The sequence below is a fragment of the Xylanimonas sp. McL0601 genome (assembly GCF_049852175.1).
Taxonomy (GTDB): domain Bacteria; phylum Actinomycetota; class Actinomycetes; order Actinomycetales; family Cellulomonadaceae; genus Xylanimonas.
This window is the reverse complement of record NZ_CP187527.1, coordinates 2,030,567-2,046,594: the sequence shown is the minus strand read 5'-3', so window position 1 is coordinate 2,046,594 and position 16,028 is coordinate 2,030,567. Positions and strand designations below refer to the sequence as shown.

Annotated in this window: 14 protein-coding genes; 5 read left to right on the top strand and 9 right to left on the bottom strand. The window is 74.2% G+C overall.

From position 1 onward, the window contains the following. Positions 1 to 42: 42 nt before the first annotated feature. From ACO4JP_RS09345 to ACO4JP_RS09335, 3 genes are all read left to right on the top strand, one after another. Entirely contained in the window at positions 43 to 579 is a 537-nt protein-coding gene (locus ACO4JP_RS09345; protein ID WP_425953416.1) for a putative glycolipid-binding domain-containing protein, read from the top strand. Positions 580 to 612: 33 nt separating this feature from the next. Further along, complete coding sequence (locus ACO4JP_RS09340) at positions 613 to 1,230, top strand: HD domain-containing protein (RefSeq protein ID WP_425953415.1); 618 nt, start codon at positions 613 to 615, stop codon at positions 1,228 to 1,230. 65 nt (positions 1,231 to 1,295) lie between these two features. Then, positions 1,296 to 2,219, top strand: a complete 924-nt coding sequence (locus tag ACO4JP_RS09335; protein ID WP_425953414.1) for an arginase family protein — start codon at positions 1,296 to 1,298, stop codon at positions 2,217 to 2,219. On the opposite strand, the gene hutI is transcribed toward ACO4JP_RS09335, so the two are convergent. From hutI to hutH, 3 genes are read right to left on the bottom strand one after another with little or no spacing between them, the layout of a single operon-like run. Beyond that, on the bottom strand, positions 2,216 to 3,502 hold the full coding sequence (hutI, locus tag ACO4JP_RS09330) for an imidazolonepropionase (RefSeq protein WP_425953413.1): 1,287 nt from the start codon (positions 3,500 to 3,502) through the stop codon (positions 2,216 to 2,218). The genes ACO4JP_RS09335 and hutI overlap by 4 nt on opposite strands. A gap of 1 nt (position 3,503) precedes the next feature. Continuing rightward, a complete protein-coding gene (hutU, locus tag ACO4JP_RS09325) occupies positions 3,504 to 5,177 on the bottom strand; it encodes a urocanate hydratase (RefSeq protein ID WP_425953412.1) in 1,674 nt (557 codons plus the stop codon). A gap of 13 nt (positions 5,178 to 5,190) precedes the next feature. Beyond that, positions 5,191 to 6,831, bottom strand: a complete 1,641-nt coding sequence (gene hutH / locus ACO4JP_RS09320) for a histidine ammonia-lyase (protein ID WP_425953411.1) — start codon at positions 6,829 to 6,831, stop codon at positions 5,191 to 5,193. A gap of 95 nt (positions 6,832 to 6,926) precedes the next feature. Here hutH and ACO4JP_RS09315 point away from each other — a divergent pair, with 95 nt between their 5' ends. Together ACO4JP_RS09315 and ACO4JP_RS09310 are read left to right on the top strand one after the other, a co-directional pair. After that, positions 6,927 to 7,688 (top strand): IclR family transcriptional regulator, encoded by a 762-nt coding sequence (locus tag ACO4JP_RS09315; protein ID WP_425953410.1) that lies wholly within the window; start codon positions 6,927 to 6,929, stop codon positions 7,686 to 7,688. A 60-nt stretch (positions 7,689 to 7,748) separates the two neighbouring features. Beyond that, positions 7,749 to 8,429 (top strand): GntR family transcriptional regulator, encoded by a 681-nt coding sequence (locus ACO4JP_RS09310; protein WP_425953409.1) that lies wholly within the window; start codon positions 7,749 to 7,751, stop codon positions 8,427 to 8,429. A 36-nt stretch (positions 8,430 to 8,465) separates the two neighbouring features. Here the strand turns inward: ACO4JP_RS09310 and ACO4JP_RS09305 are convergent, their stop codons facing one another. The 6 genes from ACO4JP_RS09305 to ACO4JP_RS09280 form a co-directional block, all read right to left on the bottom strand. Then, positions 8,466 to 10,112: a thiamine pyrophosphate-binding protein gene (locus ACO4JP_RS09305; RefSeq protein ID WP_425953408.1), complete on the bottom strand. Its 1,647-nt coding sequence runs from the start codon at positions 10,110 to 10,112 to the stop codon at positions 8,466 to 8,468. Between the two features lie 130 nt (positions 10,113 to 10,242). Further along, complete coding sequence (locus ACO4JP_RS09300) at positions 10,243 to 11,028, bottom strand: HpcH/HpaI aldolase family protein (protein WP_425953407.1); 786 nt, start codon at positions 11,026 to 11,028, stop codon at positions 10,243 to 10,245. A 14-nt stretch (positions 11,029 to 11,042) separates the two neighbouring features. Continuing rightward, complete coding sequence (gene hpaH / locus ACO4JP_RS09295; protein ID WP_425953406.1) at positions 11,043 to 11,828, bottom strand: 2-oxo-hept-4-ene-1,7-dioate hydratase; 786 nt, start codon at positions 11,826 to 11,828, stop codon at positions 11,043 to 11,045. 12 nt (positions 11,829 to 11,840) lie between these two features. Further along, the gene (gene hpaD, locus ACO4JP_RS09290) at positions 11,841 to 12,929 is read right to left on the bottom strand and encodes a 3,4-dihydroxyphenylacetate 2,3-dioxygenase (RefSeq protein ID WP_425953405.1); all 1,089 of its coding nucleotides are present in this window, start codon (positions 12,927 to 12,929) and stop codon (positions 11,841 to 11,843) included. A 1-nt stretch (position 12,930) separates the two neighbouring features. Next, positions 12,931 to 14,454 (bottom strand): 5-carboxymethyl-2-hydroxymuconate semialdehyde dehydrogenase, encoded by a 1,524-nt coding sequence (hpaE, locus tag ACO4JP_RS09285; protein ID WP_425953404.1) that lies wholly within the window; start codon positions 14,452 to 14,454, stop codon positions 12,931 to 12,933. 34 nt (positions 14,455 to 14,488) lie between these two features. Then, positions 14,489 to 16,000 (bottom strand): fumarylacetoacetate hydrolase family protein, encoded by a 1,512-nt coding sequence (locus ACO4JP_RS09280; RefSeq protein ID WP_425953403.1) that lies wholly within the window; start codon positions 15,998 to 16,000, stop codon positions 14,489 to 14,491. Positions 16,001 to 16,028 lie beyond the last annotated feature (28 nt).

Sequence of the window (16,028 nt, the reverse complement as noted above, 5' to 3'; positions counted from 1 at the left end):
GTCTCGACGCAGTCAGCAGACTCACGGTGGTGGTGGAGCCAGATGCACGGGCAAGAGCTTGAGCGCGACGTCGCCTGGACCGCGCTGCAGTGGCCGGGCCTCGAGCACGTGCACCTGCGACTCGACCAGAGCGGTCCCGGTTGGCATGCCGCGGGAATCGCCGTCGCCGTCATCGACGGCCAGCCCACGCACGTCGTCTACGAGCTCGCCACCGACCCGGCCGGCGCAGTGCGCCGGCTCGAGCTCCGAGGCCCGGTGGGCACCATCAGCCTGCTCGCCGACGGGCACGGGCACTGGACCGATCGGCCCGAGCTCGACGGCTGCGTCGACGTCGACATCGCCATCACGCCACTGACCAACACCCTGCCGATCCGCCGCCTGAACCTGGCCGTCGGCGAGTCCGCGGGGATCGACGTGGTCTACGTGACGGTGCCGGATCTGGGCGTCCGACGCGCGGGCCAGCGCTACACCCGGACCACGTCCGGTTACCGGTACTCGTCCGGCTCGTTCACGGCCGATCTCGACGTCGACGGCGACGGCTTGGTGACAGCCTACTCGGACCTCTGGAAACGGTCCTGAGCACGTCGAGACCGATGTCCGTAACCTCCGTCCATGGCCACCCAGCTGGAGCTGCCCGACTCCCCCGCCGTCCGCGCCGCACACGAGGTCGCCTCGACGTTCGCGTCGGCCGCGCTCCTCAACCACTCGGTGCGCGCGTACCTGTTCGCCGCCGACTACGGCGACCGCCAGGGCATCGCCTATGACGCCGAGCTGCTGGCCGTCGGCGCGCTGCTGCACGACATCGCGCTGACACGGGCGTTCGACAACTACGGCGAACCGTTCGAGCACGCCGGGGGCCACATCGCATGGGTTCTCGGCGCGGGCGCGGGCTGGCCCGTCGAGCGCCGCGAGCGCGTGGCGCTCGCGATCGTCGACCACATGGCCGACGAGTCCGAAGTGCCTGTCGAGGACGACCCGGAGGGCCACCTGCTGGCCCGGTCGACCGGACTCGACGTCTCCGGCCGGAACGCCGAGCTGTGGCCGGCCGAGGTGCGCGACGCCGTCCTCCGCCGGCACCCGCGGCTGGGCTTCGCGGACGAGTTCCTGCGGTGCTTCCGGGACCAGGCCGAGCGAAAGCCGAGCTCGTCCGCGGCACGCGCGGTGGCGTCCGGGATCGCGGGCCGCGTGCGCGCCAACCCGCTGGAGACCCCGCCCTTCCTTGAGCATTGACACAACTTGACCTTTGGTCGCCGCATCCTGGCGCAGCTCCGCCGCCGGCTCGCTACGGTCGGATCGTGACGCCGACTGCCCTCCCCCACGACCCGCTGTGGCCGCGCGCGGGCGGCTGGCCATCGCCGTCGGGCGACGCCGGCCCCGCCGACCTCGCGCTGCTGGGCGTCCCGGCGCACCGCACCTCGCTCTCGCCGACGGGCGCCCACGCGACCCCGGCCGCGGTGCGCCAAGCCCTGCAGCGGTTCAGCCCCGCGCTCGCCGGCCCCGACGGCACCCCACTGGACCTCGCCGCCCTCACGGTCGTCGACCACGGCGACGTCACCGAGCCCGACGGCCCCGAGGGCGAGGCACGCACCAGGACGCGCGTCGCCGCCGCGCTCGCCCACGCACGCGTCCTGGTCGCCGTCGGCGGCGACAACTCCGCGACGGTCGCGACGGCCCTCGGCGCGTGGGGAGACGACCTCGCGACGGCCGGGCTCGTCACCCTCGACGCCCACCACGACCTGCGCGACGGCGTCTCCAACGGCTCCCCGGTCCGCAGGCTGATCGAGGCGGGGCTCGACCCGCGCAGGGTCGTGCAGCTCGGCATCGCGGACTTCGCCAACTCCGCCGCGTACGCGCGTCGCGCCGCCGACCTGGGGATCGCCGTCGTGCCCCTGAACGCGCTGCGCGGCCGGGACGCCGGCGACGTGATGCGCGAGGCGCTCGCGACGGCCGGCGCCGGCGGCGGCCCCGTGCACCTGGACGTCGACGTCGACGTGTGCGACCGCTCCGTCGCGCCGGCCTGCCCCGCGAGCGTCCCCGGCGGGCTGGCGGCGTGGGAGCTGCGCGCGCTGGTGCGCGCTGCGGCACGCGACGAACGCGTGCGGTCGGTCGACGTCGTCGAGGTGGACGCGACGGCCGACACCCCCGACGGGCGGACCGTACGGCTCGCCGCGCTCTGCGTCCTCGAGGTGCTCGCCGGACTGGCCCTGCGCGCCAGCTAGGGCATCGGCCCGCCGGGGCGGGCCGCGTGCACCTCGCGTCCCGCCCGCCACACCCGCTCGACGAGCGGGACGCCCGGCCGGTACGCCAGGTGCACCCGGCTCGGCGCGTCGAGCACCACCAGGTCCGCGCGCGCCCCCGGCGCCAGATGCCCGACGTCTTCCCGCCGCAGCGCGCGGGCCCCGCCCGCCGTCGCGGCCCAGACCGCCTCCGCGACCGTCATCCCGAGCTCGCGCACCGCGAGCGCCACCACGAGCGGCATCGACGACGTGTACGACGACCCGGGGTTGCAGTCGCTCGCGAGCGCGACCACGGCTCCGGCGTCGAGCAGGCGCCGCGCGTCCGGGTACGGCTGGCCGGTGGAGAACTCGACGCCAGGGAGCAGGGTGGCCACGGTGCCCGGGTGGCCACCGAACCTCGAGCCCGCGAGCGCCGCGACGTCGTCGTCGGTGAGGAACGTGCAGTGGTCTGCGGACGCCGCGCCGAGCTCGACGGCGAGCCGCACGCCGTCGCCGGGGCCGAGCTGGTTCGCGTGCACGCGGAGGCCGAGCCCGGCGGCGGCCCCGGCCTCGAGGACGCGGCGTGACTGGCCGGGCGTGAACGCGCCGGTCTCGCAGAAGACGTCGACCCACCGCGCGTGGGGCGCGCAGGCGGCGAGCATCTCGCCGCACACCACGTCCACGTACGCGTCGGCGCGACTGCCGAACTCCTCCGGGACGACGTGGGCGCCGAGGAACGTCACCTCGTCGGTCAGCTCGTGCGCCAGCCGCACCGACCGGGCCTCGTCGGCCACCGTCAGGCCGTACCCGCTCTTGACCTCGAGCGTGGTGGTGCCCTGGGCGAGCGCCTCGTGGGCCAGGCGGGCCGCGCCGGCCCGCAGCGCCTCGTCCGACGCCGTGCGCGTGGCGGCGACCGTGGTCCGGATGCCGTCCGCCGCGTAGGGGCGCCCGGCCATCCGCGCCTCGAACTCGGCGGCCCGGTCGCCGGCGAACACGAGGTGGGTGTGGCTGTCGACGAAGCCGGGGAGCACGGCACGGCCGCCGGCGTCGACGACCCGGTCGGGGGCGCGGCCGAGCGCCTGCTCGACGCAGGCCGCCGCGTCCCGCTCCGGGCCTGCCCACGCGACCCGGTCGCCGTCGAGCAGCAGCGCGGCCTCGTGCACGACGCCGGTGACGTCCACGTCGTCCTCGGCTCCGGGGAGTCCGCGCACGTTGGTCGTCAGCTCGCCGATGCCGAGGATCAGGGTGGCTCCGCGCTCGCCGCCCGGGTGCACGACCTCGCGCACGTCAGACCTCCCGCATCGGGATGCGCAGGCCCCCGCGCTCGGCGGCGCGGGCCGCGTCGTCGTACCCGGCGTCGACGTGCCGCAGCACGCCCGTCGCCGGGTCGTTGGCGAGCACGCGGGCGAGCTTGGCCGCCGCGAGCGGTGTCCCGTCCGCGACGGACACCTGCCCGGCGTGGATGGACCTGCCGATCCCGACGCCGCCGCCGTGGTGGACGGACACCCAGGTGGCGCCCGACGACGCGCTCACGAGCGCGTTGAGCAGCGGCCAGTCGGCGATCGCGTCCGAGCCGTCCGCCATGGCCTCCGTCTCCCGGTACGGGGAGGCGACCGAGCCCGCGTCGAGGTGGTCGCGCCCGATGACGATCGGCGCGCTGACCTCGCCGGACGCGACGAGCTCGTTGAACCGCAGCCCCGCGCGGTCGCGCTCACCGTGCCCGAGCCAGCAGATGCGCGCGGGCAGCCCCTGGAACGCGACCCGGTCCTGCGCGGCGCGGATCCAGCGGCCGAGGTGGTCGTCGTCGGCGAACAGGTCGAGGACGGCCGCGTCGGTCGCCGCGATGTCGCGCGGGTCGCCGGACAGCGCGACCCACCGGAACGGGCCCTTGCCCTGGGCGAAGAGCGGCCGGATGTACGCGGGCACGAACCCAGGGAAGTCGAAGGCGCGGTCGTACCCGCCGCGGCGCGCCTCGTCGCGGATCGAGTTGCCGTAGTCGAACACCTCGGCGCCCGCGTCCTGGAACCCGACCATGCCCTCCACGTGCCTGGCCATCGACTCGCGGGCACGGTCGGTGAACTCCTCGGGCTTCGCGGCGGCGTAGTCCGCCCACTCCTCGACCGACACCCCGAGGGGCAGGTACGCGAGCGGGTCGTGCGCCGACGTCTGGTCCGTCACGACGTCCACCTCGACGCCGCGGCGCAGCAGCTCGGGCACCACGTGCGCGCTGTTGCCGACCACGCCCACGGACAGCGCCCGCCGCTCCCGCCGCGCCGCCTCGACCCGCCGCACGGCGTCGTCCAGGTCGTCCGCGATCTCGTCGAGGTAGCGGTCCGCGACCCGCCGCTCGAGCCGCAACCGGTCGACGTCGGCCACGAGGCACACGCCGCCGTTGAGCGTGACCGCGAGCGGCTGCGCGCCGCCCATGCCGCCGCAGCCGCCCGTGAGCGTGAGGGTCCCGGCGAGGGTCCCTGCGAACCGCTTCGCGGCGACGGCCGCGAGCGTCTCGTAGGTGCCCTGCAGGATGCCCTGGGAGCCGATGTAGATCCACGAGCCCGCGGTCATCTGCCCGTACATCGTCAGGCCGAGCGCCTCCAGGCGGCGGAACTCGGGCCACGTGGCCCAGTCCCCGACGAGGTTGGCGTTGGCGATGAGCACGCGCGGCGCCCACTCGTGCGTGCGCAGCACCCCGACCGGGCGGCCCGACTGGACGAGCAACGTCTCGTCGTCGCCGAGCGTGGTGAGCGTGCGCACGATCGCGTGGTAGCTCGGCCAGTCGCGCGCCGCCCGGCCCGTGCCGCCGTAGACGACGAGGTCGTCGGGGCGTTCGGCGACCTCGGGGTCGAGGTTGTTCATGAGCATCCGCAGCGGCGCCTCGGTCTGCCAGGTGCGGGCGGTGAGCGCCAGACCGCGCGGGGCCCGCACGCGGACCGCGGTGCCCAGGTCGTGGTGGGGGGTCATCGAGGCCTCCCCTTCAGGCCAGCTGCCCGACGGCGGCGCCCGCCGCTGCGGCGACGTCGCCGCCCGCGACGAGCCGGTAGACGGCGTCGATCTCGGGGGCGAGGAACCGGTCCGGCCCGGGCCCGGCAACGACGCGCCGCACCAGGGCGAGCGCCGCGCCCGTGCCGGCGGCGGGCAGCAACCCCACCGGCTTGTCAGGCCCTGGGTGGGCTCGAGCGCGCCCTACGTCTGACAATTCGGCGCGCAGGTCGAGCGCACGTGTGGCGGCGAGCAGCTCGATCGCGAGGACGCGTCCGAGCCCGTCGAGCGCGCGCCGGAGCTTGCGCGCCGCGGCCCAGCCCATGGACACGTGGTCCTCCTGCATCGCGGACGACGGGATCGAGTCGACGCTCGCCGGAGCCGCGAGCCGCTTGAGCTCCGCCACGATCCCCGCCGCCGTGTACTGCACGATCATGAGCCCCGAGTCGACGCCCGGGTCGTCGGCGAGGAAGGCGGGCAGCCCCTCGTTCCGTGCGACGTCCAGGAACCTGTCCGTGCGGCGCTCGCTCATGCTCGCGACGTCGGCCGCCGCGATGGCCAGGAAGTCCAGCACGTACGCGAGCGGGGCGCCGTGGAAGTTCCCGTTGGACTCGACCCGCCCGTCCACCGTCACCACGGGGTTGTCGATGGCGGCCGCCAGCTCGCGCCCGGCGACCGCCGCCGCGTGGTCGAGCGTGTCGCGGGCGGCACCGTGCACCTGCGGCGCACAGCGCAACGAGTAGGCGTCCTGCACCCGGGTGTACCGGGGCCGGCCCTCGGCGTCGGAACGGCGGTGGCTCGCGACGACGGGCGAGCCCGCCAGGAGAGCGCGCAGGTTCGCCGCCGACGCCGCCAGGCCGGGGTGCGGGCGCAGCGCGACGAGGTCCTCGGCGAACGGTGCGTCGGAGCCGAGCAGCGCCTCGACGCTCGTTGCGGCGACGACGTCCGCCGTCGTCAGCAGGGTGCGCAGGTCGTGGACCGCCAGGCACAGCATGCCGAGCATCCCGTCCGTGCCGTTGATGAGCGCGAGGCCCTCCTTCTCGGCCAGCACCAGCGGCACGATCCCGGCCTCCGCGAGCGCGACGGCTGCGGGGCGCGGGGCCCCAGCCGTGTCGCGGACCTCTCCTTCGCCGATCGCGGCGAGAGCGACGTGCGCGAGGGGCGCCAGGTCACCCGAGCAGCCGAGAGACCCATACTCGTGGACCACCGGCGTGATGCCGGCGTCGAGCATCGCGGCGTAGGTGGTCGCGACGACGGGGCGGGCACCGGTCCGGCCCGTGGCCAGCGTGGCGAGCCGCAGGAGCTGGAGCGCGCGGACGACCTCCCGCTCGACCTCCGGTCCGGTGCCCGCAGCGTGCGACCGGATCAGGCTGAGCTGGAGCTGCGCGCGCCGCTCCACGGGGATGTGCCGCATGGCGAGGGCGCCGAACCCGGTGGAGACGCCGTAGTGCGGTCGGTCGTCGTCCGCGAGCGCCTCGACGACTTCCCGGCTCGCGGCCATCGCGGCGAGCGCCCGGTCCGTCACGCGCACGTGCGCGCCGCGGCGCGCGACCGCGACGACGTCGTCGATCGTCAAGGGCTCGCCGGTGACCTCGACCACCAGCCCGGCCGCCGTCGAGCCCGGAGCAGTCCGCATCGTTGCCGGCATAGCGCCAGGACACACCGTCACGGGACGGCTCGACAGGCGGTTGCGGCAGGTTCAGTCTGGGATCCCAGACACGGAGGGTTCCGATGGCGGACGTCCCTGCGGCACGCAGCGCGGTGCGGGTGCTCGCGTACCTGTCCGCGCAGGTGGGGCCTGCGCCCGCCGGTGCGATCGCCGGGCACCTCGGGCTGCCGCGCTCGACGGTGTACCACCTGCTGTCCGTGCTGGCCGACGAAGGCTTCGTGACCCACCTGCCCGAGGAGCATCGGTACGGGCTGGGGACGGCGTCGCTCGCGCTGGGCTCGGCCTACGCGCGTCAGGCTCCGCTCGCGCGCCTCGCACGACCGGTCGTGGCGCGGCTCATGGAGACGACGCACGAGAGCGCCCACCTCGCCATCCTGGACGGCCGGGACGTGCTCTACCTCGTGGAGCAGCGGGCGCCGCACCGGCCGACGCTCGTAACGGACGTGGACGTGCGGCTGCCGAGCCACCTCACGGCGAGCGGCCGGGCCGTGCTCGCGCTGCTGCCCGCCGCTCAGGTGCGCGCGCTGTTCCCCGGCCCGGCCGCGTTCACGGACCGGACCGGCGTCGGGCCACGGTCGCTGCGCGAGCTGCGCGTCGTGATCCAGGAGGTGCGCAGACGCGGCTACGCGACGGAGGACGGCGAGGTCACGCCGGGTCTCGGGTCGGTCGCGCAGGCTGCCGTCGACCACACGGGCCTCCCCGTGGCGGGCATCGCCCTGACGTTCCGGTCCGACGACGTCGCACCGGCGCGGCGCGCCGAGCTCGCGGAGGCGGTGGGCTCGGCGGCCGCCGAGGTCTCACGGCGGCTGGGCGCCCGGAAGTGACGGGCACTGAACGTATACGATCGACCCACGCGCCGCGCCGGCCGCGCGCGAGGAGGAACGGTGACCAGCACGACCCGCCCCGAGACGATCTCCAAGTCGGAACGCGTGTACCGCACGCTGCGCCGGCGCATCGTCGACGGCACGTATGTCGGCGGCTACCGCCTGGTTCTCGACCAGCTCGCCCGCGAGCTCGACGTCTCCCCCGTCCCCGTGCGCGAGGCCGTGCGCCGCCTCGAGGCCGAGGGCCTGGTGACCTTCACGCACAACGTGGGCGCGCAGGTGCGCGGCATCGACGTCAGCGACTACGCGGAGGCCATGGAGACGCTCGCGTACCTCGAGGGCGCGGTCACGAGCCTCGCCGCGACCCACCTCACGCCGGAGCGGATCGCGCACGCACGCGCGCTCAACGACGAGATGCGCCACCTGCTCGAGCACGGCCTCGACGCCGTCCGTTTCACCGAGCTCAACGAGCGCTTCCACCGGGTGCTCTGCGAGGTCTGCCCCAACGGCCACCTCTTCTCGGTGCTGGACCGCGAGTGGCAGCGGATGTCGCGCATCCGCCGCTCGAGCTTCGCCGCAATGCCCGCCCGCTCGCCGCAGTCCGTCACCGAGCACGACCGCATCCTCGCCCTGCTCGAGCACGGCGCCCCGGCCGATGAGATCGAGCGCGCGGCGCGGGAACACAAGCTGCGCACCATGCACGAGTACCTCGCGACCCGCTCCGGCGCGGCCGGGGTCTGAGGCGCGGGCGGCGGGCGCTCGCCCGGGCGTGCCCGCTCAGCCGCGTGCGGCGGCCGCCACCTGGTCCCACATATACGGCGCGACGATGTCGGGCGAGACGCGCACGTCCGCCACGAACGTGCCGCGCGCCCCGTCCGCCAGCCAGCGCTCGACGGCGTCCAGGTCCGCCAGCCGCTCGACGACGACCCCCTGCGCCCCCAGCGCCCGCCCGACGGCGGCGAAGTCGACCTCACCGACCCGCATGACCGTCTGGTCCAGCCCGAGCGACCCGTACTGGTGCACCTCGGCGCCGTACACGGCGTCGTTCACGACGAGCACGAGCGCGCTGGTCGCGCACCGCACCACGGTCTCCAGGTCGGCGATGCCCATGAGCCCGCCGCCGTCGCCGAGCACGATCAGCGTCGTGATGTCCGGCCGCGCGACCAGCGCCCCCGGCGCCGAGGGCAGCCCCAGCCCGATCGACTGGAACGCCGTGCCGACCAGCACCACGGAGTCAGGCTCGTGCGCCGACAGGTAGGTGTTGGCCCAGCCCAGGAAGTGGCCGCCGTCCGACACGACCTGGCGCCGGGAGGGCAGGAGCTCCTCGAGCCGCGCGAAGACGGCGCGCGGGTCGAGGCGCCCGTCGGGTGCCACGTCGTCGCCGCGTTCGCGGCGCAGGTGGAGGTCGCCGTCGCGCGCGGCCTCGGCCGCGCCCGACCATGGCTGCAGCGGGACGCGCCCGCCGAGGCGGTCGAGCAGGCCGGCGAGCACCACGCCGACGTCGCCGCGCACCGCTCGCGTCACCAGCGCGCTGGTGGGTTCGGGTCGCAGGTCCACCTGGACGACGACGGCGTCAGGGCCGAACGCGGTGCACTCCTTCGTCGTGAACTGGTTGAGCCCGGCCCCCAGCACCAGCACCACGTCCGCCTCGTGGATCAGGGCGGCTGCCTGCGGAGCCGCGAACCCGCCGCACACCCCCAGGTCGTACGGCCTCCCGTCGAACAGCCCGCGGGCCGGCGCGGTCGTCGCCGTGAGCGCGCCGAGGCGGTCGGCGAGCCTGCCGACGGCCTCGGCGTGGCCACGGGCGCCGCGCCCGGCGAGCACGAGCGGGCGCTTGGCCTCGGCCAGCTGCGCCGCGAGGGTGTCGAGCGCCGAGCCGTCGACGCCGAGCGGGCTGGTCGCCGCGGGCGCCGGGACCGTCGCGTCGGCGACCGGCGCCGTCGCGAGGTCGTAGGGCAGCGCGATGACGACCGGAACCCGGTGCGCGACCGCGTGCGCGGCGGCCGCCACGACCGCGCGTCCGGGGGCGGCGGCGTCGAGCACCACGAGGTGCGCCCCGGTGGCGTGCACGACGGCGGACTGGTCGATGTCGAAGGCGCGCGGGCCGCTGGTGGGGGCGTCGCCGACCAGGAGCAGCAGGGGCGTGCCCGCGAGCGTGGCCTCGGCGAGGGCAGTCACGGTATTCGTGAAGCCGGCCCCATAGGTGGTGGTGGCGACGGCAAGACGGCCCGTGACGCGGTGGTAGGCGTCGGCCGACGCGACGGTGGCGGCCTCGTGCCGGACGGCGGTGACGGGGACGTCGGCGCGGGCGAGGGCGTCGAGCACATGAGCGTTCCCGTTGCCCATGAGGGCGAAGACGTGGTCCCCGCAGGCGGCGAGCGCGGTGGCGACGGTCTGGGCGACGGTGGTCAGGACGGTGGTCATGAACGTCTGCGTTCCTTCCGAGCGGGCAGGGGTCGCCTGCCCGTGGTCCGTTGTCCGAGATCGAACGAGGGTGTGTTCGATCGAATACGATCCTGCCAGACAGTGACGGCCGCCACATCCGGCACCGACGTCAGGAGCCCTCGCGAGGCTCGACGTCGGCCGTCGGGTTGCCGACCCATCGGTTCGCGAGCGCCTCGCTGCCGCGGGCCAGGAGGGCGACGTCGGCGCCCACGAGGACGAACGACGCGCCGGCGTCCAGGTACGCCTGAGCCTGCGCGGGGTCGAACGCGTTGACCCCGACGGGCTTGCCCGCGGCGCGCACGGCCTCGAATGTCCCCAGGACGGCGTCGGTGACCTCTGGGTGCGTCTGCTGCCCGAGCACGCCCAGGGACGCGGCCAGGTCGGACGGGCCGACGAACACGCCGTCGACGCCGTCGACCGCGGCGATCTTCGCCGCGTTGGCCACGGCCGTGGCGGACTCGACCTGGACGAAGAGGGACACGTGCCGCGCTGCATTCTCCAGATAGCTCTCGATGCGGTTCCACCGCGCCCCGCGGGACAGCGCGCTGCCGACGCCGCGGATGCCGCGCGGCGGGTACTGGGCGGCTCGGGCGGCGTCCTCGGCCTGCTCCGGGGTGTCGACCATCGGCACCAGGAGGTTCTGCGCCCCGAGGTCGAGCACCTGCTTGATGGTCACCGGGTCGGCCGACGGCACCCGGACGACCGGTGTGACGGGGTAGGCCGCCACGGCCTGCAGGATCGCCGTCGTCGTCTCGAGGCCGATGGGCGAGTGCTCGCCGTCGACCAGGAGCCAGTCCACCCCGGATCCGGCGCAGATCTCCGCGACGAGCGGGCTGCCGCTGCACACCCACATGCCCACCTGCGGCCGGTCGGCGGCGGCGAGGCGGTCCCTCATGGTCGGCGGGAGACTCAGACGAATCGGCACGAGACGGTCCCCAGCTCTCGGTAGTCGGCCAGCACGGTGTCGCCCGGCTCGATCCACACCGGACGCGTGAACGAGCCGGCGAGCACGATCTCGCCCGCCTGCAGCGCGTCGCCGTGCTGCGCAAGCTTGTTGGCGAGCCAGGCCACGCCGGTGGCCGGGTGGTTGAGCACGGCCGCCGCGACGCCGGACTCCTCGATGGTCTCGTTGCGGAACAGCAGGGCCGAGACCCAGCGCAGGTCGGTCTTGCCCACCGCGACCGGGTTGCCGCCGTAGACCATGCCGCCCATCGCCGCGTTGTCGCTGATGGTGTCGACGATGGTGCGCCCGGTCAGCTCGATGCGCGACGAGAGGATCTCCAGCGCCGGGACCACGAACTCGGTGGCGCGCAGCACGTCGAGCACGGTGATGTCCGGGCCCTTCAGAGCGCCGGCGAGCACGAACGCGAGCTCGACCTCGATGCGGACGTTCGAGAACCGCGAGTGCTCGATGACGGAGCCGTTGTCGTAGACCATGTCGGCGAAGATCGCCCCGTAGTCGGGTTCGGTGATGCCGGTCGCGGCCTGCATGGCCTTCGAGGTGAGGCCGATCTTGCGGCCCACGGGCCGCCGGCCGGCCGCGATGCCCCGCTGGCGCCAGGTGTTCTGCACGGCGTACGCGTCGTCGACGGTCATCCCCGGGTAGCGCTGCGTCAGCAGCGGCACCGTGGCCCGCTCGGCCTCGGCGCGGGCGAGCTCGTCGGCGATCGCAGCGATCGCGGCGTCGTCAAGCATGGTGCACCCCCCTCACAGCTGGTGGCCGAGCTTGTGCTCGCCCTGCTTGTACTGGGGCAGCTCCTCGCCCTCGCGCGTGTACGAGAAGCCGTCGGCGCCGATGGTCACCGCCATCTCGGAGGCGTCGGTGCGCGGGAGGACGGGTTGCGGGTTGCCGTCGAGGTCGAGCACGAGCGACGCATCGGTGTACCAGGACGGCACCACCGGGTTGCCCCACCAGTCTCGGCGCTGGTTGTCGTGCACGTCCCATGTGACCCTCGGGTTGTCCGGGTCGCCGGTGAAGTAGTCCTGCGTGTAGATCTCCACGCGGTGGCCGTCGGGGTCACGCAGGTACAGGTAGAACGCGTTGGAGACGCCGTGGCGGCCCGGCCCGCGCTCGATGCAGTCGCTGCGGCGCAGCGCGCCCAGCCTGTCGCAGATCGCGATGATGTCGTGCTTCTCGTGCGCGGCGAACGCGATGTGGTGCATGCGGGGGCCGTCGCCGCCGGTCATGGCCGTGTCGTGCACCGTGGGCTTGCGGCGCATCCACGCGGCGTAGACGGTGCCGCCGTCGTCCTGGATGTCCTCCGTGACGCGGAAGCCGAGGTCTTCCATGTAGGCGACCGCGCGCGGCACGTCGGGGGTCACCTGGTTGAAGTGGTCCAGGCGCACCAGGGCTCCGGCCGGGTGCAGGTCGTACCGCCAGGTCAGGCGCTCCACGTGCTCGACGTCGTAGAAGAACTCATAGGGGAAGCCGAGCGGGTCGGTGACGCGGACCGAGTCCCCGACGCCCTTGGCGAAGCCCTCCTTGTTGCGCTCCACGCGGCAGCCGAGCTCGGTGTAGAACTCGACGGCCTTGTCGAGCTCCTCGGGCCCGCGCACGCGGTAGGAGAAGGCGGCGGCGGCGGGCACTGGGCCCTTGCGTAGCACGAGGTTGTGGTGGATGAACTCCTCGATGCTGCGCAAGTAGATGGCGTCCTCGTCCTCCTCGGTGACGACGAGCTTCAGCACGTCCACGTAGAACTCCCGCGATACCGCCAGGTCCGTGACCACGAGCTCCATGGACGCGCAGCGCAGGATGTCCGGCGGGGTCGCGACGGGGGTTCGGACGGGCTCGGACATGTCAAGCTCCCTTGCCGAAGGTCGGGTTGTGGACCTTGCCGAGCGTGATGTGCACGGCCTGCTGGTCGGTGTAGAAGTCGATCGAGCGGTAGCCACCCTCGTGGCCCAGGCCCGAGGCCTTCACGCCGCCGAACGGGGTGCGCAGGTCGCGGACGTTGTTCGAGTTGAGCCAGACCATGCCCGCCTCGACGGCCTGCGAGAAGTTGTGGGCGCGCTTGAGGTCGTTCGTCCACACGTAGGCGGCCAGCCCGTACCGCGTGCCGTTCGCGAGCTCGAGCGCCTCCTCCTCGGTGTCGAACGGCGTGATGGCGACGACGGGGCCGAAGATCTCCTCCTGGAAGATCCGGGCGTCGGGCTTGACGTCGGCGAACACCGTCGGCGCGACATAGTTGCCCGTCGGGAACCCCTCGGGCCGCCCGCCTCCGGCCACCAACCGGCCCTCCTGCTTGCCCAGCTCGACGTAGCTCATGACCTTCGCGTAGTGCTCCGGGTGCACCAGCGCGCCCACCTCCGTGGCCGGGTCGGCCGGGTCGCCGACGACGACGCGCTCGGCCTGGGCCGCGTATCGCTCGACGAACTCGTCGTAGACCGACCGCTCGACCAGGATGCGCGAGCCGGCCGTGCAGCGCTCTCCGTTGAGCGAGAAGACGCCGAAGATCGTGGCGTCGACGGCGGCGTCGAGGTCGGCGTCCGCGAACACGACTGCCGGCGACTTGCCGCCCAGCTCCATCGACAGGCCCTTGAGGTACGGGGCCGCGTTGGCGAAGATCAGCTGCCCGGTGCGCGACTCCCCGGTGAACGAGATGAGTGGTACGCCGGGGTGCTTGACCAGCGCGTCGCCGGCATCCTCCCCCATCCCGTTGACCAGGTTGAACACCCCCGTGGGCAGCCCGGCCTCCGCGAAGATCCCGGCCCACAGCGACGCGGAGAGCGGCGTGAACTCCGCCGGCTTGAGCACCACGGTGTTGCCCGTGGCCAGCGCAGGCGCGAGCTTCCAGGACTCGAGCATGAAGGGCGTGTTCCAGGGCGTGATGAGCCCGGCGACGCCGACCGGCTTGCGGTTGACGTAGTTGACCTGTCGGCCCGGCACCTTGAAGGTGTCGTCGGCCTGCGCCACGACGAGGTCGGCGAAGAACCGGAAGTTCTCGGCGGCCCGGCGGGCCTGGCCCAGCGCCTGCGTGATCGGCAGGCCGGTGTCGAAGGTCTCCAGCTCGGCCAGGCGCGTGTCGCGGGACTCGACGAGGTCCGCGATCTTGTGCAGCACCCGCGAGCGCTCGCGCGGCAGCAGGCGCGGCCACGGGCCGTGCTCGAACGCCTCGCGCGCGGCCGCCACGGCGGCGTCGACGTCGGCCTTCTTGCCGGCCGCGGCCTGCACGTAGGCCTCGTTGGTGACGGGGTCGATCACGTCGAACGTCGCGCCGTCGAGCGAGTCGACGAGCCGGCCGCCGATGTAGTGCTGGATCCGTTCGGGCAGGTCCGCGGGGACGCGGCGGGCCGCCGCGACAGTGGCTGTCCTGTCGGTCATGGTGCCTCCCGGTGGTGTCGGGGCGGTCTGGCGATCAGTGCTCGGCGTCGCCGGGCGAGCGCTCGCGACGCGAACGCTCGTACTCTGCACGCCAGTGGGCGTTGGGCGGGAACAGCCCCTCGACGGGGTGCCCGGCGGCCACCTGCTCGGCCACCCAGGCGTCCTCGTCCTCCTGGGCGAGCGTCGCGTCGGCGACCTCGGCCGCAAGATGCGGCGGGATGACGACGACGCCGTCCGCGTCGCCGACGATCACGTCGCCCGGGAGCACCGTGGCGCCGCCGCACGCGACGGCGACGTCGACGTCCCAGGGCACGTGCCTGCGGCCGAGCACCGCGGGGTGCGAGCCGGCCGAGAACACGGGCAGACCCGTGGCAGCCACGGCCTCGAAGTCGCGCACTCCCCCGTCGGTGACGACGCCGGCGGCGCCGCGCACGTGAGCGCGCAGGGCGAGAACGTCGCCGAGCGTGGCCGAGCCCCGTTCGCCACGCGCCTCGATGACGATCACCTCACCGGGCGCCACGGAGTCGAACGCGCGCTTCTGCGCGTTGTAGCCGCCTCCGTGGGAGGTGAACAGGTCCTCACGGTTCGGCACGAAGCGCAGCGTCTTGGCGCGGCCCACGAGCTTCGTCCCCGGGGTCGCGGGTCGCACGCCCTCGAGGATCACGTTGTTCAGCCCTCGCTTGCGCAGCTGCGCGCTGAGCCCGGCGACCGGCGCGCGCCTCAGCTTGCCGGCGAGCTCGGCGTCGAGCACGAACGGCGCCGGCTCTGCGGGGAGCCCCGCCGCATCGCGGCTTCCCCACGCCTCGGCGCGCTGCAGGTCGTCGACCTCCGGCCCGGAGCCGACGTCGGAGAACGGCACGTCGCCCTGCACCACGGTGGTGACCAGGCGACCGGACGACGGGGCGCCCGGCGCATCGGGCGCGTCCACCTCGACCTCCACGACGTCGCCCGGGCCGATGACGGAGGAGCCGGCGGGCGTGCCGGTGAGGATGACGTCGCCGGTCTCCAGGGTCAGGTGCTGCGACAGGTCGGCCACGATCTGCGCGAACGGGAACAGCAGCGCGTCCGGGCCCGTGGTGTCCTCCTGGACGAGCACGCCGTTGACCCAGGTGCGCACGCGCAGGCCGTCGGGCTCGACGCCGCGGGCGTCGACCAGGCGCGGGCCGAGCGGCGTGTAGCCGTCGCGGCCCTTGGAACGCAGGTTGGAGCCCTTGTCGGCCCAGCGCATGTCGTAGACGCCGAGGTCGTTGGCCGCCGTGACGGCGGCCACGTGGTCCCACGCCTTGTCGACGGGCACGTGCCGGGCGGGTGCACCGATCACCAGCGCGACCTCGCCCTCGAACGCGAGCAGCTCGGTGCCGGCCGGTCGGTCCACGACCGCCCCCGAAGGGGCCAGCGAGCTGGTCGGCTTGAGGAAGTACGAGGGTGCCGCGGGGCGCCGGCCCCGCTGGGCCGCGCGCGACGCGTAGCTGAGATGGACGGCGATGATCTTGCCAGGCACCGCGTCCAGCGGGAGCGGGGACGGTGCCTGCGCTGCGTCGGCCATGAGCTCACTGCCCTCGTCGTCATCGGCG